General features: G+C 62.0%; 28 protein-coding genes. 5 read left to right on the forward strand and 23 right to left on the reverse strand.

Annotated features, from left to right (window positions below; all coding sequences use genetic code 11):
- Nucleotides 1-4 precede the first annotated feature (4 nt).
- The 23 genes from LMTR21_RS17380 to LMTR21_RS17490 form a co-directional block, all read right to left on the reverse strand.
- Nucleotides 5-229, reverse strand: coding sequence for a hypothetical protein (locus LMTR21_RS17380; RefSeq protein ID WP_065755256.1), 225 nt, complete (start codon nucleotides 227-229; stop codon nucleotides 5-7).
- A 124-nt stretch (nucleotides 230-353) separates the two neighbouring features.
- Nucleotides 354-824: a phasin family protein gene (locus LMTR21_RS17385; protein ID WP_084030858.1), complete on the reverse strand. Its 471-nt coding sequence runs from the start codon at nucleotides 822-824 to the stop codon at nucleotides 354-356.
- Nucleotides 825-1,036: 212 nt separating this feature from the next.
- Nucleotides 1,037-2,515 carry a DHA2 family efflux MFS transporter permease subunit gene (locus tag LMTR21_RS17390; protein ID WP_065755255.1) on the reverse strand — a complete coding sequence of 493 codons (1,479 nt, stop codon included), beginning with the start codon at nucleotides 2,513-2,515 and terminating at the stop codon, nucleotides 1,037-1,039.
- Nucleotides 2,516-2,562: 47 nt separating this feature from the next.
- Nucleotides 2,563-2,886, reverse strand: a complete 324-nt coding sequence (locus LMTR21_RS17395) for a helix-turn-helix transcriptional regulator (RefSeq protein ID WP_187399362.1) — start codon at nucleotides 2,884-2,886, stop codon at nucleotides 2,563-2,565.
- Nucleotides 2,886-3,332, reverse strand: coding sequence for a hypothetical protein (locus LMTR21_RS17400; protein WP_084030856.1), 447 nt, complete (start codon nucleotides 3,330-3,332; stop codon nucleotides 2,886-2,888). Before LMTR21_RS17400 ends, LMTR21_RS17395 begins: the two co-directional genes overlap by 1 nt.
- A 9-nt stretch (nucleotides 3,333-3,341) precedes the next feature.
- Nucleotides 3,342-3,572, reverse strand: a complete 231-nt coding sequence (locus tag LMTR21_RS17405) for a hypothetical protein (protein WP_065755252.1) — start codon at nucleotides 3,570-3,572, stop codon at nucleotides 3,342-3,344.
- Nucleotides 3,550-3,849, reverse strand: a complete 300-nt coding sequence (locus tag LMTR21_RS17410) for an HIRAN domain-containing protein (protein WP_065755251.1) — start codon at nucleotides 3,847-3,849, stop codon at nucleotides 3,550-3,552. The genes LMTR21_RS17405 and LMTR21_RS17410 overlap by 23 nt, the downstream gene beginning before the upstream one ends.
- A gap of 2 nt (nucleotides 3,850-3,851) precedes the next feature.
- Nucleotides 3,852-4,070 carry a hypothetical protein gene (locus LMTR21_RS17415; protein WP_065755250.1) on the reverse strand — a complete coding sequence of 73 codons (219 nt, stop codon included), beginning with the start codon at nucleotides 4,068-4,070 and terminating at the stop codon, nucleotides 3,852-3,854.
- The gene (locus LMTR21_RS17420; RefSeq protein ID WP_065755249.1) at nucleotides 4,067-4,258 is read right to left on the reverse strand and encodes a hypothetical protein; all 192 of its coding nucleotides are present in this window, start codon (nucleotides 4,256-4,258) and stop codon (nucleotides 4,067-4,069) included. The genes LMTR21_RS17415 and LMTR21_RS17420 overlap by 4 nt, the downstream gene beginning before the upstream one ends.
- Nucleotides 4,258-4,851 carry a hypothetical protein gene (locus LMTR21_RS17425; protein ID WP_065755248.1) on the reverse strand — a complete coding sequence of 198 codons (594 nt, stop codon included), beginning with the start codon at nucleotides 4,849-4,851 and terminating at the stop codon, nucleotides 4,258-4,260. Before LMTR21_RS17425 ends, LMTR21_RS17420 begins: the two co-directional genes overlap by 1 nt.
- Entirely contained in the window at nucleotides 4,848-5,366 is a 519-nt protein-coding gene (locus LMTR21_RS17430; RefSeq protein WP_065755247.1) for a hypothetical protein, read from the reverse strand. Before LMTR21_RS17430 ends, LMTR21_RS17425 begins: the two co-directional genes overlap by 4 nt.
- A gap of 2 nt (nucleotides 5,367-5,368) precedes the next feature.
- Complete coding sequence (locus LMTR21_RS17435; RefSeq protein ID WP_065755246.1) at nucleotides 5,369-5,677, reverse strand: hypothetical protein; 309 nt, start codon at nucleotides 5,675-5,677, stop codon at nucleotides 5,369-5,371.
- Between the two features lie 91 nt (nucleotides 5,678-5,768).
- Nucleotides 5,769-6,236: a hypothetical protein gene (locus LMTR21_RS17440; protein ID WP_065755245.1), complete on the reverse strand. Its 468-nt coding sequence runs from the start codon at nucleotides 6,234-6,236 to the stop codon at nucleotides 5,769-5,771.
- Between the two features lie 13 nt (nucleotides 6,237-6,249).
- Nucleotides 6,250-6,501 carry a hypothetical protein gene (locus tag LMTR21_RS17445; protein WP_065755244.1) on the reverse strand — a complete coding sequence of 84 codons (252 nt, stop codon included), beginning with the start codon at nucleotides 6,499-6,501 and terminating at the stop codon, nucleotides 6,250-6,252.
- A complete protein-coding gene (locus LMTR21_RS17450) occupies nucleotides 6,501-6,893 on the reverse strand; it encodes a hypothetical protein (protein ID WP_141688519.1) in 393 nt (130 codons plus the stop codon). Before LMTR21_RS17450 ends, LMTR21_RS17445 begins: the two co-directional genes overlap by 1 nt.
- The gene (locus LMTR21_RS17455; protein WP_065755242.1) at nucleotides 6,862-7,101 is read right to left on the reverse strand and encodes a hypothetical protein; all 240 of its coding nucleotides are present in this window, start codon (nucleotides 7,099-7,101) and stop codon (nucleotides 6,862-6,864) included. The genes LMTR21_RS17450 and LMTR21_RS17455 overlap by 32 nt, the downstream gene beginning before the upstream one ends.
- Nucleotides 7,098-7,424, reverse strand: coding sequence for a hypothetical protein (locus LMTR21_RS17460; protein WP_065755241.1), 327 nt, complete (start codon nucleotides 7,422-7,424; stop codon nucleotides 7,098-7,100). The genes LMTR21_RS17455 and LMTR21_RS17460 overlap by 4 nt, the downstream gene beginning before the upstream one ends.
- Nucleotides 7,399-8,928 (reverse strand): type IV pilus assembly protein FimV, encoded by a 1,530-nt coding sequence (locus tag LMTR21_RS17465; protein ID WP_141688518.1) that lies wholly within the window; start codon nucleotides 8,926-8,928, stop codon nucleotides 7,399-7,401. The genes LMTR21_RS17460 and LMTR21_RS17465 overlap by 26 nt, the downstream gene beginning before the upstream one ends.
- Before the next feature lie 3 nt (nucleotides 8,929-8,931).
- Nucleotides 8,932-9,231 carry a DUF3850 domain-containing protein gene (locus tag LMTR21_RS40045; protein WP_065755239.1) on the reverse strand — a complete coding sequence of 100 codons (300 nt, stop codon included), beginning with the start codon at nucleotides 9,229-9,231 and terminating at the stop codon, nucleotides 8,932-8,934.
- The gene (locus LMTR21_RS17475; protein ID WP_065755238.1) at nucleotides 9,206-10,657 is read right to left on the reverse strand and encodes a recombinase RecT; all 1,452 of its coding nucleotides are present in this window, start codon (nucleotides 10,655-10,657) and stop codon (nucleotides 9,206-9,208) included. The genes LMTR21_RS40045 and LMTR21_RS17475 overlap by 26 nt, the downstream gene beginning before the upstream one ends.
- Nucleotides 10,654-11,640: a PD-(D/E)XK nuclease-like domain-containing protein gene (locus LMTR21_RS17480; RefSeq protein WP_084030852.1), complete on the reverse strand. Its 987-nt coding sequence runs from the start codon at nucleotides 11,638-11,640 to the stop codon at nucleotides 10,654-10,656. Before LMTR21_RS17480 ends, LMTR21_RS17475 begins: the two co-directional genes overlap by 4 nt.
- Nucleotides 11,637-11,846 carry a hypothetical protein gene (locus LMTR21_RS17485; protein ID WP_141688517.1) on the reverse strand — a complete coding sequence of 70 codons (210 nt, stop codon included), beginning with the start codon at nucleotides 11,844-11,846 and terminating at the stop codon, nucleotides 11,637-11,639. The genes LMTR21_RS17480 and LMTR21_RS17485 overlap by 4 nt, the downstream gene beginning before the upstream one ends.
- Nucleotides 11,847-12,040: 194 nt before the next feature.
- Entirely contained in the window at nucleotides 12,041-12,817 is a 777-nt protein-coding gene (locus LMTR21_RS17490) for an XRE family transcriptional regulator (RefSeq protein WP_141688516.1), read from the reverse strand.
- A gap of 486 nt (nucleotides 12,818-13,303) precedes the next feature.
- Here LMTR21_RS17490 and LMTR21_RS17500 point away from each other — a divergent pair, with 486 nt between their 5' ends.
- The 5 genes from LMTR21_RS17500 to LMTR21_RS17520 all read left to right on the forward strand — a co-directional run bounded on the left by LMTR21_RS17500 (nucleotide 13,304) and on the right by LMTR21_RS17520 (nucleotide 16,476).
- Nucleotides 13,304-13,681: a hypothetical protein gene (locus LMTR21_RS17500; protein ID WP_141688514.1), complete on the forward strand. Its 378-nt coding sequence runs from the start codon at nucleotides 13,304-13,306 to the stop codon at nucleotides 13,679-13,681.
- 267 nt (nucleotides 13,682-13,948) lie between these two features.
- Nucleotides 13,949-14,785, forward strand: a complete 837-nt coding sequence (locus LMTR21_RS17505) for an MT-A70 family methyltransferase (protein WP_246175653.1) — start codon at nucleotides 13,949-13,951, stop codon at nucleotides 14,783-14,785.
- The gene (locus tag LMTR21_RS17510) at nucleotides 14,782-15,318 is read left to right on the forward strand and encodes a hypothetical protein (protein WP_065755233.1); all 537 of its coding nucleotides are present in this window, start codon (nucleotides 14,782-14,784) and stop codon (nucleotides 15,316-15,318) included. Before LMTR21_RS17505 ends, LMTR21_RS17510 begins: the two co-directional genes overlap by 4 nt.
- Nucleotides 15,315-15,659: a hypothetical protein gene (locus LMTR21_RS17515; protein WP_065755232.1), complete on the forward strand. Its 345-nt coding sequence runs from the start codon at nucleotides 15,315-15,317 to the stop codon at nucleotides 15,657-15,659. Before LMTR21_RS17510 ends, LMTR21_RS17515 begins: the two co-directional genes overlap by 4 nt.
- A 79-nt stretch (nucleotides 15,660-15,738) precedes the next feature.
- A complete protein-coding gene (locus LMTR21_RS17520; protein WP_210250580.1) occupies nucleotides 15,739-16,476 on the forward strand; it encodes a hypothetical protein in 738 nt (245 codons plus the stop codon).
- Nucleotides 16,477-16,502 lie beyond the last annotated feature (26 nt).

The raw sequence follows: 16,502 nt of genomic DNA on the forward strand, positions 1-16,502 counted from the left end.
CCCCTTATGCCGGTTGCAGGGCGAATCCGGCGCGGGGGGACATGCGCCATTCCTCTTCCGGCTCGTGAACCCAAGCTTCCCGGGCAAACCATTCGTGATTGGTCTGGCAGATCGAGCAGAAGGTGCGCGCGAAAAACACCGGGCTGGATCGAAACCTGTCGCGCTCCGATTTCATTCCGGTCGGGATAGCGCGCCCGGTCCCGGGGCATTTGATCATGACCACGCCCATCCTGTTCCTCCGTTGCTGGATTTTTTGTGTCGACGGCAAGGCCGCGCCATCGGCTGGAACGCGCCCTTCTCACGGGGCGCTTATTCCAGCCGATCCTGGCGGACCGCAAAGGTTCGATTGTGAATTAGGCCGCCTTCTGCAGCGCGCTCGCAAAGCTCTTCTTGAGCGGATCGGCCGTCTCGGTCGCGATCTTGCGCGTAAGCTGCCAGAGTTCCCGGCTCTGCGCGGTCGTGGCTTCGAAGTTCTTGCAGCCCTGCGCGGCGGAGAGCTGCAGGATTTCCGAGGGCGATTTCATGCCCAGGAGGTGGCTGAGAAAATCAAAGGCCGAGCTGGTATTGGCGCTGGAAAACTCGATGAGTTTTGAGGCGTAGTCGGCCGCGCCCTTTGCATTGGCTGAGTAGGCTTCCCGGAACGCGTCATTGACCGCTCCCGATGCCACCTTCGCCTTCTCGATGTTCTCCTTTGCCCGGATTACGTTCTGCTCGGCGAGCCCATTGAAGATGCCGGGCATTCCAAAGAATGACGTGTTAGAGAGCTTTTCGTCGGCACCAGCTTTCGGATCGATATTCGTTTCCTTCGTATTGGCTTGATTCACGCGTCTTCGTCCTTTCACTCGAAACTGAACTAAGCGCCCATCGTGGCGGGGTCCCGACACGGAACGGTCCCGCGCGGCGACGAGCCAGATATGGCTGATGATGGCGGAAGCTTCCGTTCGCTTTCTGACGCTCAGGTCAGAATTCTTCCTTGCGGCTCAGGGTGTTCCGAGTGGTGCGCAATGGGACAATCCCGCGGAGGGCTCACCCCGAGCTAGCCCAGCCGCTGATCGCGCGCGTCCTCGGTGCCTTCGCTGGCCTTCTTGGTCGCTGCCTTTTCCGCCCCCTTGCGGCTCGAAATCTCCACGACCTTGCGTCCCGAGATTTCGTGGCCGGCATCGTCGGGCATCTGCCAGAAGAAGTAGGCCGACACCGCCGAGATGACCGCGACCACGAGGAATGCCGGCGGAAACACGTCGGCGCTCAGCTCGGTGACATGCCGGTACAGCATGGTCGATTCCACCGAGAACGCGCCGACGGCGACGCCGGCCGAAATCGCCAGTTGCTGGTTGACGCTGACCAGCGTGGTGGCGCGGCTCATCTGCGGCGGTTCGACTTCTGCATAAGCGACCGTGTTGATCGCGGTGAATTGCAGCGAGCGGAAGAAGCCGCCGACGACCAGGATGATGAAGATCAGCAACAGCGGCGTCGTCACCGTGAACAGCGCGCAGGCCGCGAGGAAGACCGCGCTGATGACGGCATTGACCGTCATCATGTAGCGGAAGCCGAAGGCACGGATGATACGCGCGGCCACCGTCTTCATCCCCATCGCGCCGACCGCCGAGGCAAACGTGACGAGCCCGGACTGGAACGGCGTCAGCCCAAAGCCTTCCTGCATCAGAAGCGGCAGCAGGAACGGCAGCGCGCCGATGCCGAGCCGGAACAGGAAGCCGCCGATGATGCTGGCGCGCATGGTGGAGAGCCGCAGCAGCGAGAAATCCAGTACCGGCGATCCCGTCCGCTTCGCATGCATGACGTAGAGCGTCATCGAGATTGTGCCGACCGCGACGAGGCCCGCGACGACAGGCCAGGGCAAGAGGTTGAGCCCCGCGACCGAGAGGCCGAAGGCGATGCCGGCAAGCCCGATGCCGGCCAGCACCAGCCCGTAGAGATCGAAGCGCTCGGGATCCTCGCTCTTGATCGGGTCGATGTATTTCATCGCCATGAAGATGCCGAGCAGCCCGATCGGGATATTGATCAAAAAGATCCAATGCCAGGAGAAATAGGTGGTGATGAAGCCGCCGAGCGGCGGGCCGATCACGGGGCCTATGAGCGCCGGCACGGTCACCCATGTCATCGCATTGACCAGCGCGCTCTTGTCGATCGAGCGCAACAGCACCAGCCGCCCAACCGGCGTCATCATCGCCCCGCCCATGCCTTGCAGGATGCGAGCGATGACGAAATGGGTGACGTTCTGCGACAGCGCGCAGCCGATCGATCCGATCATGAACACGCCGATCGCGATCGAGAACACCATGCGCGCGCCGAAGCGATCGGCGGTCCAGCCGCTCGCCGGAATGAACACCGCAAGCGACAGCAGATAGGAGGTGATGGCGAGCTTCAGCGTCAGCGGGCTGGTGCCGATGTCAGCCGCGATCGCCGGCAGCGAGGTCGCAATGACCGTCGAGTCCATGTTTTCCATGAACAGGGCGCAAGCGACAATAAGTGGCACTAATCGTTGATGTTTTTTCATCGCTGCTTTTCTGAGCCCTACTTTGAGCCCTAAACAGCATGTTTCAGCTAGTTTTGCGAGCGGGGCCTGCCGCCACCGCGCGGCGGCCGGTTCCGAGAGCCTTTGAGCTTCACCGCGTTCTGCCAGCCGATCACTTCGTCGGCGAACCAAATCTTACGATTGCCAGAAATGTAAACGCCTTTAGGGAACCGGCCTTCGCTTTCCATGCGAAACAGCGTCGTGCGACTGACCGGGATCAACGCGAGGATTTGCTCCAGGGTCATCATCGCGCGCGGCTGCATGCCGGTCGCCCTGCCACCGTCCACATTCACCTCGGCAGCGGGCGCTTCGGCTTCGGTCACCAGCGGCTGTTTCTCTGCGACCTTGGTCATCATGGACTCCTGACTTTCCATTGATAGTCTGGGCCGGCGCCGGCATAGGGCACCAGGTAGCGCCGGCGCCGCTTGGGCGGCTTCTGGGCCGAGTCGGGCGCCGGCAGCGCCAGCTGCCGCGCCAGGTAGTCGGAAAGCTTCTCGCCGCGCAGGAAGGCCCGCAAACGCGATCCGCGCATTAAGCGGACGTGCGGCTTGTGCCAGCGGCCCATGGTCGGCGGCTGCTTGCGCGTGTGGTGGCCGAGATAGAGCGACACCGTCGAGTGATCGACACCGAGGGCCGCGCCGATCTGCATGGTCGAGTATCTGGCGGCGCGCAGCCGCCTGGCGGCATCAACGCGCGCCAGGACATAGCGCGACTTGGTCTTCCTGGTCGCGACCTCGACCGGGTGCAGACCGTGCTCGGCCGCCACCTGTCTGATGATCTCGCGCATCCTCGGTGTCATCGCCGCGCCTCATTGAAACAGCGCGTTGCGCCCGGCGTCGGTGATCTTCACGGCGCGATACATGATGTCGCGGCCCTTCGCGATGAAGCCGTTCTCGAAGCCGGTCTCTTCGCCGCCGACCACGGCGTAACCCTTCGCGATCAGGGTATCGAGGGATGGGCCGTAGCACTCACCGTATTGGCAATCGCCCTCGGCGAGCCAGGTCAATAACAGGTGCTCATTGCTGGTCAGTTCGGTCATGATCGACCTCCGCATGCGGCCAGCGCGAACCGTCAAAGGTCAGCCTGGCCGACAAGTGATCCTGGTTGTTCTGATCCATCCACCGCGCCAGCTGCACCACCTCGGTGCCTTTGATGAATGCGACATGGTCATGGCCGAAATAGACGGCCACCGCGAACGGATCATGCTGGTTGTCGCGGTCGCGGCGCAGCCGCAGCACCGCACCTTGCGGCAGCGACGCGACCAGCGCGTCGGCTTTGCGGTACTTCATCCCGACCAGCGTATAGAGCGACTTCATCGTCATCGCTCCAGGATTGCCGGCGGCACCGGTGAGTTCGCGGTGAGACGCTGCAAGCGCTCGCGATAGCTCTTGCCTTCCTCGGCGAGCTTCGTGATTGCGAATACCGCCCATGCCTCGTCGCTCGCAAACTGGTCGCGCAGTCGCAGCACCGAATGCAGCACCGCGCTGTCATTCTGGAGCGCAACGAATTTGAGTTCTGAGACTTGCTGCGGTGTCATGACGGTTTCTCCCCGGATCGATCGGGCAGGCAGATCACTTTCGGCGGCAGCCGCTTGGCGCTCGCGTAAGCCTCTTCGAGCGCCATCACCGCGACATCGCCGTCGCCTTTCTTCACGGCGTCGAGGCCGACGTCGAGCAGCGCCATGATGCGGTCGACCTCGCGGTCGACGTCGAGGTCATCCGGCATCAGCGGAATTCCTTCTTGATCATGTTGTTGCCGAACCGGTCGACCCATTGCCGTTGATGGTCGGTATCGGGCGACAGTCGGCCGTCGCAAATTTCCTGGATGGCTTTGACAATGCGCGCCATCGCCAGGTCGTCACTGACCTCGACCAGCTGCGCGCCGAAGTTCACCGGCGTCAGCATCGCCTCGAACGGCAGTAGCTGCCCTCGGATGATCGCTTCGCGGTCGGCGTCCGGATCGGTCGCATACAACAGGAATTCGTGCGTGGCCTCGGCCAGGTGCATGATCGGCGGCGGCTTGTTCGGCATCGGCCGCAGGTGCACCAGCGTGATCAGATAGCTATGCCAGATCGGATGCGCCCAAGGCGCCTCGATCACCCACATGCCAAGGCATGCGTCGTCTTCCAGCTTTAAGTTGCGCAGCGCCAATAGCACCGGCACGTTGCACTTCCAGGCGCAGCCGTGCAGGCCGGCGACGTCCGGCGTGATCGGCACCGGTCGCTTGACCTCGGCCTGGCCGGCGCCGGTCAGCGCGCGAAAGCCGCCGGCGCCGGTGCCCATGACGATTCCAACCTTCGGCTTTTCGTTGTCGCTCACGCTTTGCTCCTATGGATCATGCCGCCGAACGTCACCTCGATCACCGCGACCAGGGCGAGCATGAGCGCGATCACCATGGCGACATTCCGCGCGGTCATCAGCGGCTTAGGCTCGACGAATGGCTCGGCAGCCGGCAGCGTCACTTCGCGGACCTCGGGCCAGCGGTCCATCATCGGCCGGTCTTCGAACTTCGCCGGCTGGAGCTTGCCAGCCGGCATCGCCGCCGCTGCGGCTGCGAAGCTATCGGACCATTGTTTGAAGTCGGCCGGCGTGACGGCATTGGGTGCGGGCGACTGGGAAGAAAGGGCTTGTTCCAACTTCACACCGTCGCCCGCCGTCGCCGGGTTTGGAGCCTCCCGGCGCCGTTTCTCGTATGTCCAACAGCCATCGGCATCCTTGACCAGCTGGCGCGTCGGCCAGGTGCGCGCCGCTTCGCTTCGGTTGAGGCAATGACGTGCAGCCTCGGCGGTCTGTACTGTGGCGAGAAGCGCGAGCGCGATGGTGGCGAGCCGCATGATCACTTGCTCCCTGCTTGCCGGAGGAGTTCTTCCGCGTTCGTGCGTGCAACGGCCACGCACCGCGCCATGTAGTCTTCGACGATCTGATAGGTCTCCGGCTTCACGGTCGCCAGGCATGAGCACATCAGGCCGGTCATCACGCCGGCGATCAGGCACTCGATCTGCTCGCTCTTCGGCAGTTCGCGGAAGATCGTGGTCCGCAGCGCGATCGAAGACATCCTGATCACCTGCTTGCGGAAGTTCTCCTCCATCGCCTGCCATTCGACGCTGCGGGCCTCAATCGGCAGTCTCTCCATGTGCTCGGCCATTCGGTGTCCTCCGCGCTTCAGAGCAGAGAGGCGATCATGACGACGGCAAATGGTGCCGCCGCCACCAGGTACGGGAATGCGGCGTGCATCGTCACGACAGCGTCACCGGCGAAGTGATCTTGGCCATCATCGCATCGCAGGTCTTGCGGACCTCTTCGGTCATCGCCGAGCAGGCCTCGATCTCGGCGAAGTGGCGCTTGCCCTGCTCGCGATAGGTCTTCGCCACTTCCATGCACTTGCCGGCGGCCTCATGGGCGCCGGCGACCATCTGCTCGCACCGCTTGGCGGCATCGGTCAGTTCTTTCGCCATGGCCTCGATCTCCTTGGCCGCGTCATCGAATTGCTTGACCATGGCTTCGGCCGACAGCTTGCCAATCTCGGAAACGTCGTCGCGATGCGAGACATAGCCAGGCAGCTGGGGTGCCGGCGTGCGCAGCACCGGCGGCGCAAAGTCGCCGGGGCGGTCGCTCGGGTGTATCGATCGCATGCCTTCCTCGATGTCCTGCTCGACCTCGGCAATGTCGAAGACTTTGGCGGCAGTCGGTTGGCGTCGCAGCATGTCATCCTCCTGGTTAGGGCTCTTCACTCAGTGGCGGCGCTGGATAGATTGTCTCCAGCTGCGCGATCGTCAGGTCGTACTCTTCGATCTTGAGCACGTGCTTTCCCCCGACAATTGCGAAGCGCCGTTCATGCGTCAGGCGCTGTTGCGTCTCGATGTAGTCGACCACGCCGAGGTCTCGGATGATCTGCGGATGCAGCTTCGGCTCGGTCCACGGCGCGACGCAGCGAACCCAAGCGAAGTACCTGCCATCGCCCTCGGCCATCACAGAACCCTCCGCACCTCGACTCCCCACACCTTCAGCGCGCGAGTGATGACGTGCTCCGGCGACCTGTTCGCCCGCATGTGCCGGCCGAATTCCTCGTTGTATGGTTCATTCGATAGCTGCGCATCGCAGCCCCGCCCGGCGCCGATCAAGAGCAGCGCAGCCTCGACCATGCGCACGCGTCCGTGCACCAGCGTGTTCGCCATGCGGTACACTTCCGGATGCTGCACCAGGCCGCAGGCATAGGTATCCCCGACCACCGGCTCCAGAGCCGAGCAGGGTCCTTGCCAGTAACCGAACAGGCCGTAACCGAGCGGACATAGCTCTGCTTTGCAGCATTCGCCGCAACCGTTGCAGCGCTCACCGTGAGGTGGTTTCGTTGGACTGGTCATCAGCTTGCTCCAGGCGCCGCAGCTGCTCGCGCTTGTCGGCGATCGATATGTCGACAAAGCCGCGCAACTTACGGAGTGCGTTCATCTTCGCTTCGGCCAGGCCAAGAGCTTCTTCGGCATAGCGCTCTTCCTTGCCGAGCGTCGCCCTGACCTCGGTGAGGCCTGTGATCTCTTCCTTCAGAGCCTTGATGTGATCAAACTCGGTCATGCATTCCCCGCCGGTGGCAGCTGACTTTCGAACAGCGGTTCATCCCGCGCGTTCTCGCGCTCTTCGTGCAGCGCCATGATGAAGTCAGAGAAGTCTTGATCGTCGAGCAGCACGCTGAAGATGCCGACGATCTTGATCAGGGCCTTGGCCGCAAAGTCAGGGTCAATCGAAATGGTCTTATCGATCTGATCCCTGGGGACGCCGGTTGGATGCAACAGCGCGAGCACCTTCTGCACCGTGCAGTGCAGGCAGCGGCAATCGGCCGGCGCCTCGACGATGGTGTCGCCGTCGTCAACGCTATGCAGCATGGCGCGCTCCAGCATCGACCACGTGAACCTTCATGCCGACCACGGCGCGAAAGCGGTCGCCTTCCTCGGTCAGGAAGCCATCGGCCTTCAGATCATTCAACACGCGGGCGATCGTGGCATTGTTGGCGTCGGCGCCGGTGCGCTTTAGTTCGGTCCGCGTGCCGGAGTTGGTGGCGCCGGCATCGAAGAAGCCTTCGCTGATCAGCCTGGCGATGCGGCCCTTGGTGGTGGCGCCGTCGACCTGTAGCACGCGCCGCTCGACCCGTACTTCGATCTCGCGCCGCTGCGATAGAAGCGCCAGCACGACCTGGTCTTCGAGCAGCCGCTGCTTGAGCGCTTCATAGAGATCGTCATCGATCGCGATGAGCTTGTCGCTCTGCTCGGGCACCGTTCTCGGCAGTGGCGGGCTATCGCTGGCGACCGGCGCCGGCGCGCGCGTCATTTCCTCGATCAGCAATTGCAAGCGGGATACCTCGCCCTTCAACTGGGCGTTCTCGGCACGCAGTTCGGCGGCTTCCTGTTCATTCACGGTCTGGCCCTCCATGCTTTCGAGTGGCGTTTCTCCCTTCGAGATCGCAATCGCGGTCGCCTCCGGCATCCAGGCCGGCTGCACATAGGTGATGGTGACGCGGCGATCGAAGGCGGCGACGAAGTGACCAATGCCAAGCGAGCGCACCATGTCGGGCGTCGGCTTGCGCACGCCGGCCGGGATATGTGAGAGCGTGCGCTTGATCTCATTGATCTCGCGCTGCACGCCGAGCAGCCACACGCCGACCTGGCGCAGGATGTTCTTGTGGACGCCGGCGATGTCCTGGCTGTCGAGCCACACGAAATTGCCGCCGGCGCCGCCTTTGCGGATCAGCTGCTCGGCCGCATAGAGCACCGGCGAGCCACGGTTCTGCGGGATGAATTCCCAAGCCTCCGGGATCACGACCAGCGTGTTGGTGCAATTGATGTAGACGTATTCGAGCACACTGCGGATCACCAAGCCCTGCACCTCGGTCGGGTACTCGGTGAGGTCCATGACGTTGACGCCGGGCTCGATCGGCGCCCATCGGCCGATCGGCAGCCCAGCGACCTGCGGCACCACGATGTCGAGGTAATGGTCGAGCGTGAGATAGACGTCAGCGGCGAGGCCCTTCGCCGAGCGCATTGCTTCGCGCACGTTATATTGCACGTCGCGCAGCGACATCGCGCCTTTGCAGACCCGCATGATCCAGGGCCGTTCAAAGCGCATCTTCTCGCGCAGCGTCGCTTCGAGCACCGAGGCAACGAAGGTCCAATCGGCCTTCTCGCGGAAGTAGGGCGGGACCTGGCGCGCGTTGGCAAAGCCGCCTTCGTGGCGCTTGGTGATGAAGGTGATCGCCGGCAGGCCGGCGCGCGTCACCAGCGCTTCCAGCGTCGTCGTCTTGCCCGACAGCCTGGTTTGCCCGGTCACCGCCAGGTGCTGCAGCGGGATCGCGACCGGCAGGCCAGTGCCGTCTTCATAGCCGAGGTGGATGGTCTGCGGGCGCATCATCGCTCACACCTCCGGGACCTCGACCAGGCCGAGCACGCAGAAGCCAGGTTTCAGACCGGCGAGCGGCGCGAATGATCCTTCGCCTGCATGCACGATGTAGGTGATCAGCTTGCGCGTCTCGCGCCCGGTGTACCGGGTCTCGGCCGGCGCCCACTCTTTGAAGTTCATGATGTCGCCGATCTGATAGTCACGGTCATCGCGGCGAACGTCGAACGACTTCCGCCCGGTCTGCATGTCGTCGAAAAACACGCGCCAGCATTTGACGTGGTGCACGCGATCAAGTGGCGCTGCGTTGCCGGTCATCTTCTTCCCTCCAGCCTTCGATCCATGCGAGGGCAAGTGCTGTCGCTTCCGGGCCACGCCATTCGGGCGGCGTTGCCGAGCGCTTGCGTTCGGCTTTTCGATCGTCGAGTCCGCGCTGATGCGCAGCGGCCTTCGCCGGCTCGGTGGCCTGCGTTGAGAAATCGCCGCTACCGCAAACGCAGATGTCGGGTTCGACGGCAAAGTACATGCCGCAACGGACACACCACACGTGATTGGCCGGCGAGGCCTTGGGCGCGTCTGCCTGCGTTTTCTCAGATGCAAGCGGTGACTGACCCGCCGACGACGAAGGAGGCAGGGGATCGTCGCCGGCGGATTCATCGGCAGCATGTCCACTGTTACCTGCCGATGACTTGGATTGGTCCGCCGACGATGCACCACGCTCACTCGTATCTGGAGGACCTGCATCGCCGGCGGGTTCACCGGCGCCGGCTTTCCGCGTCCGTGCCGATGAAAGAGATTGGTCCGCCGACGACTTTTCAGCCGCCGGCGGTGCCGCGACGTCCGAGGACTGGGCAGGGGGCTGACGTTCGCCCTCAGTGCCGTCGCGGTTTTCGGTAACCTCGCCCTGGAGCATCGGCGCCAGCGTCGGACCGCCGCGCGCACGCGAGATCGCGTTGTCAATGCTCCTGGAAATGTCGGTGTGGAATCCTTCGCGCCCTTCACGGCCACGCAGGCGCGAACGAAGCTCGGGCTGCTTGTCGTGCGGCGTGACGTCCTTGGCAGTCTGCGCGCGTGCTTCCTGCTCGCGCAGTTCTTCCTCGGTGTACATGCCGGCGACCAGGCTGGAGCAATAGACGCGCGCCCAATCGCGGCTCATGGCATAGAACATTTGCTGCGCCGGCTTGGTCTCCCATAGCGGCGAGCCTCTGATCTGGCCGCGATCGTTGCGACCAGGCCGGAGCTTTTTCAGGGTGTACTGCTCGGCGGCCTCACGCGGTGGCCACTCGCATGGCTGGTCATCGCCGTCGAAGGTCGCATAGACGAAGCACACCATGTCATCGCCGGTGCCCTCATAGCGCGTGCGCAGGCGCTTCTCTTTGATCCGCGCGCGCTGCTCGACGATCGTGCGGAAGAAGTTCGACATATAGGCGACTTGCCTGACGCCTTTGTTCTCGACCTCATAGGTCATTGAAGCCAGCGTCATCGGCGACATGCGCAGTTCGATCGCGCGCAGGATGATCCCCCAACAGCCGCCGACATTGCCTTGCAGCCAGGGCGGCAGCATTGATCCGGCCGTCGCCATGATCTTGGCGGCCTCGGCGATCTGCAGCGCGTTTTCGAACTTCAGGCCGCCGACCACGTCGTCGACCGCGACCAGCGCGGTGCGATCGGACAGCACTTTGTCGACCTTGCCGGCGGCGAGATCGCCGCGCGTGACGCGCTGATCAACCGTGGTATCAGTCATGCAGCGACCTCGATTCCAAATTCAAATTTCAGGCGATCGACGATGAAGGTGCGGTCGCGCTCGGTGAAATCGAGATATTCGACATCCTGTTGCTCGCCACGCGGGCCAGGCCAGCGGCTGTCGTCGCGCGTGCCGTAGCGTTCGATGCATTCGGCAAAGCGATTCATCGCGGCGCGGTTCATCTTGGCGCCGAGATCAATCGCGGCGTCCTTCAGCCGCTCGGTGGCGACACTGTGCGGCGGCTCGCTTTCGACAAAGACGTCGACAAAGGCCTCAAAGGGCAGGCCGAGGGTTTGCGCGCCGTCGACCACCAACGCGGCTTGCTGCGCATATCCGAAGTCTTTGAGCGCGCGCTGCATGTTGAAGTATTCGGTCGACGACGTGGTCTTGAGGTCGGCAAACTCGCCCGAGTGCGTCGGGATCACGTCCGGCCGCGCTGACCACCAGTGCCCAGTCTCCGGATCGCGCCAGAACATCGAACACTCGATCTCGCCACTGAGCAGGCCATCGGCCACCAGCGGATGCCAGCCGAGCGATTCCGCCATGCCGCGCACTGCCTCGACTTCGTCTTCCGACAAGACTTCGATGCCGGCCGGCACCGTCTTAAGCCAAGCTTTGCATTCCGGATTGTTGCCATGCCACTTCCGCATGCGCTTGGTTTCGGGATTCAGAAGCTCGGTCGGGTGGATGACGTAGTGCTCGGAGAACGGCTCGGAGCCGAGCAGGAGAATGTGCGCGGCCCGGCCGAGGCGCTTGGCTTCGTCGCGCGAATTGGCGCGCGTCGAGACCTTGACCTGGCGGCGCGGGTTGTATGGCGACTGCAGCCAATACTTGGCCGGATCGTAGAAGATCGTCTTGGCGCCGCTCGACGACAGCTTGAAGCCGTCGCAGATGTGGGGACCGTGGTAAACGTCGATCGGAATGCCGCTATAGATGCCGGGCTCTTTGATCGGCTTACCGTCCCAAGGACGGATCACCATCATGGCCGGCGCGCTCCGTCGAGGATGCGCAGCACATAGTCTTCGCCCTTCACTTCAGTGATGGTGCCGATGATCGCGGTCATGGCCGCTTCGACCGTGTGATCGAAAAGGTCCGGCGCGTGACGCGCCATCGCGCGCAGCGTTTTCTCGTTGTAGTCGGCGAGTTCGTGATTGAGTGAGAGCAGGCGTTCGCGCGCGGACATGGCCATGGCATGCCTCCAGAGCATCAGGCTTATTGTTCTTGAGCTTCGATGTCCCTGCCGTGCGAGTCAGTCTGACTCCACGCTCGCCAGAGTCAAGCGCGACTTGCGTAAACAACGAAAATACAGCCGCCAAACGAAAGCGCCAAACCGCTCGCCAAACGGTTTAGCGCTCAAGACGCCAGACGAGTTTCCTGCAATTTCTAAGTGATGGGAGATAGTTGCGCGATCAGTCGACCAACGATCTTGAGGTCGCGCAGTGCAACGGTGATGCGATTGTTCCGATCGGAATCCGACACCAAGGTGATCTCGCGCGACTTCTTTTTTTGTGGCGAAAGAAAGAGCCGCTTCAAAATGATCGAGAAACCGTTATCGATTGCAAAGACTTGTCCGTCTTGCGGAGTTTTTTGCGCGTGGTCGATCAGTACCCATGCGCCTCGCTTGATGGAGGGATGCATCAAGTCGGACAGTACGCGATAGAGCCGACATGTCTCTGCATCGCAGCGAAATTCATTGAACACGTGCGGCGGCAACCGCCACCAATCCAACATCCCATTCGCATCAGCCGTCGCGTCGCCGGCGCCGATCCCGGCAGCGGCCTCGTCGATCACGCCAAGATAAAGCGGCTTCAGCATGCTCTCGCGGCTCCTACCGACGCCAGGGCGGTCGCGCACGATCGCGAGCTTTGGACGTCCGATCTTCGCCTTGGACTTTCTGCCGTTGACCAGTACGCCTTCGGGCGGATTGCCCTCGCCGGAAATCAGCCAGTTCAAATCGCAAGATAGACCTGCAGCAACGAGTTCTATGCTTTTGATGTCGGCCTGTACTTCGCCTAGTTCCCATTGACTGACGGCAGCGCGTGTCTTGCCGGCCAGCCGAGCGACCTGCGCTTGCACCATTCCCCTGGCTTTGCGCACTGCACGCAAGCGCCGGCCGATCTGTTCGGGGCTGTCCCATTTTGACGGGGCTACGATGGACACGATCCTGTTCCTTCCCTCTTGTGTCTTGACGTCAAGCGGGTCTTTCTAATTTAATGAAAGCGGGGCGCCGAAAACGAAAGTGAGGTCTCCCCAAATGTCTGAGGGTGAGAGCGCGACCTCGGAGCGCCGTCGCCGGCGGCGATCTTTCTCAAAGGAAGACCCGACCATCGCGCTTATTCGTGAGCGAAGGTTGGAAGTTGCCATTGCGGATGAGCTTGGCATTCGTCGCCAGGCTGTCTTCCAGTGGAAACAGGTCCCAGTGAATCGAGTGCTCAAGGTCTCCTCCATCACCGGTAGACCGCCGCACCTCATTCGACCCGACATCTATCCGGCACCGCCAACCGTTGGTTGAGCTTCGCTAAAACACCTCAAACCAGATGAGGTGTCAAGGCGAGCTTACCATTTCTTGTACAGCGCTATGGGCAGGGAAACCACCTTTTCCGAGGGTTTCGGAAGTCGAACAGAAGATAAGCGGAGCTAATGACCATGGCGAAAGACGCCCAAGCGAACGAACCGAATGCGGAAGTCATCCGTGAAGCCTTTGAAGAAATATTGTCGCACGAAAAGCGCTTGGAACAAGCGCAGAGCGAATACATGAAGACGTGTCGCGCGATACGTGGCGACATGAAGACGGTCTATGACGAAGCCAAGGAAGCGGGCGTCACAAAGAAGGTGCTGAAAGCTAAGGTAAAACAGCACAATTATCTGAAAAAAGCAGACAAGTGCCGCACCGATCTGGAGGCGGACGAACAGAACGAATTTGATCTGATCGTGCAGAAGCTTGGCGACCTCGCCGATCTGCCGCTCGGTCTTGCGGCGCTCAATGGCGCCGGAAAGGACGACGGCCAGCACCTCCATTCCTGATCTGGGTATAACGGAGGTATTAAGATGGCCGGTATCCTCTCGGTTCGAGATCGCACGTCACCACCCGAACGTGTTTCAGACCCCAAGGTCTTCGCCCGTCAGTTGTGGCTGACGCTCGACGATGCGACCGATCCCAAACAGGCGATTGAGATCGAAGCGCGGCTTGCGGCGTACCAGACCTACATGGAGGACACCGGCCTCTTCACCAAAGAGGAAATACGCCCAATCAACGAGACGCGCATGCGCGCGCGGTGGAAGCTCGGGCAGTTGCTGGCCGAGGTCGAACGCGGCACAGGGCCTGGTCGCGGGAAAAAGGTGTCGGGCCTCTCGACATCTTTTCGCGCCTTCCTCAAGAAGATCGGGCTTCAGAAAGATACAGCACTCGAAGCGCAGCGCATCGGCACCTTGCCCGATCCCGAACTGATCAAAGCCTTCGAACGTGCGCGAGCTGACGACCGGCTTCTCTATTTTACCGACCTGATCAGGGTCGCGCGGCCATGGTGGAAAAAGGAAAGCCGCACGCAACGCGAGCAGGCTCTTGGCGCCAAGATCATGGCGCTGCCGGAACAGAAGTTCGGCGTGATCCTCGAAGACTTCGAATGGGACTTCGAGACTTTCAGCCGGATCACCGGCATGGATCGACACGCAAGCAATCATTATCCGACAGCGGCCGAAGCGCATACGCCTGAAGAGATCGTCGAGCGCACCAAAGAACGCGCATCGGTCGCGGCCGATGACAGCGCGCTCTTCATGTGGGTACCGAATCCTTTCCTCTCGACCGGGATCAAGGTGCTCGAACTGCGCGGCTACAGATATGTGACGAACTGGGCCTGGACGAAAGACGGCCTTGGTACTGGCTACTGGAATCGTGAAACGCATGAGCTTTTGCTGCTCGGCATCAAAGGCAATCTGCCGTGCCCTGCGATGGGCGAGCAATGGCCGTCGAGCAAGCATGGCGAACGGCGCGAGCACTCCCAGAAGCCGGATTGGCAATACGAACTGATCGAAGCGTATTTCCCGACGCTGCCGAAGATTGAGCTTAACGCGCGATCCGGTCGCGCCGGATGGGTGTCCTGGGGCAACGAAGCTCCGGAGGCGGCATGAAAAAGATTCTCACCTTCGACTTCGCTCGGCGCACCGGCTGGTGTTTCGGCTGTCCGGGTGAGGAGCCGCGCTTTGGCTCGATCCGCTTTGCGAGCGCTGGCGCCTCGCATGAGGCGATCTTCGGTCACGCGATCAATTGGGCGCAGGCGATGTTCACCGAGCTCGCGCCGGATCAGTACGTCTATGAAGAGCCGATGCAGTTTCGCGGCGGCAAGAGCCGCGCCGGCAATGACGAAATCGCCTATGGCCTGCCGGCCATCATCCAGGGCGTCGCACACAACCTCGGGATTCACGACGCGCGCAAGGCGCGGGTGCAAGATGTGCGGCTGCACTTCATCCATCGCAATCCAAAGCGGGAGATCGCCAAGCGGGAGACCATGCAGCGCTGTCGATTGTTCGGCTGGGAAGTCAGGGACGATAACGAAGCCGATGCATGCGCGCTTTGGCATTACGCCTGCACCTCCCAGGATTCGAAGCTGGCCATCCAGACTTCGGACCTGTTTCTACCGCGTACAGCCGGGAGCATGCCATGAACAAGAAATGGGATGAAGAAGCCATCACCAAGCTACGCAACATGGCTGAGATAGCATCAGTCGACGAAATCGCTTACGCATTGGACTCGACGCCCGGCTCTGTGGTCGTGAAGGCGTCGGAGCACGGCATCAGCCTGCGCAAACATCGCGTGCGCGTATTGCTGCCGAAGCCGAAGAAGGATCGCCTCGACATCGAAGCGCGACGTCGAGGTCTTAAGACGGATGACCTGGTGCGGCATTTGCTGATCGCGGTGATCGACGACGACATGTTCGATGCGGTACTCGACGACGACCTTGCCGCGATGAAGCGGGAGCAGGCAGCGCACGCATTCATCGGGTGATGCCATGGCCGGCAGCCCAACAGACACGCGACCGAAGCCACTCATTGCCGCCGGCACGGACCTGCGAAAGTGGAATTACATGAAGCTCGACGTGGTCGCGCTTCTCAACAGCGACACTTGGGCGATGGCTGACGGCTGGGCCGCGAAGGCTGCAGTCACATTGTGGTGCCGCGCCTGGCACCAGGTGCCGGCCGGTTCCCTGCCGAATGATGCGGTCGCATTGCGGTCGCTTGCCAACATCCCGGACTTCGACAGCGTGCGCGAAATGGCGCTGCGCGGATTCATCGAGTGTAGTGACGGCCGGCTCTATCATCCGACCATCTGCAAGGCCGTAAAAGAGTCTTTGAAGGCACTAAGGCAGCGGAAAAACGCCGCTAACAAGCGGTGGGAAAACAAGAAAAAGCTAAATGCGGGCGCAGATGCGCCCGCAAAGCGGTCGCAATCCGGCTCGCAATCCGGGTGCAATGCGAGGGAAAAGGAAAGGGAAAAGAAAGATTCTTCCTTCCCTAACGGGAAGGCGCCTGGCGGCGCCGAGCCGGGTTTGTTTGCAGTGCAAGGGGCACCATCTGCCAAGCCGCCACCAGCCGACCCGCCAACACCGGACGCCGAGCTATACCGCCGAGGCCGCGAAGTGCTCGGCAAGAACTGCGGCGGCCTGATCACCGACCTCAAGAAACACCACGGCGGCAACGTCGCGCTTGCACGCGCCACCATCGAACACGCTTCCACCAAGGCAGACCCGCGCGAGTACGTCGGCGCCGTCATCCGAGGTCGAGGTCGTCAGACCAGCGGCGAGCTATGGGACACCGGAATATGAAAACCGCGTTCGACATCCTGCGCGCT

The sequence above is a fragment of the Bradyrhizobium paxllaeri genome, assembly GCF_001693515.2.
In the GTDB taxonomy this organism is placed as follows: Bacteria; Pseudomonadota; Alphaproteobacteria; order Rhizobiales; family Xanthobacteraceae; genus Bradyrhizobium; species Bradyrhizobium paxllaeri.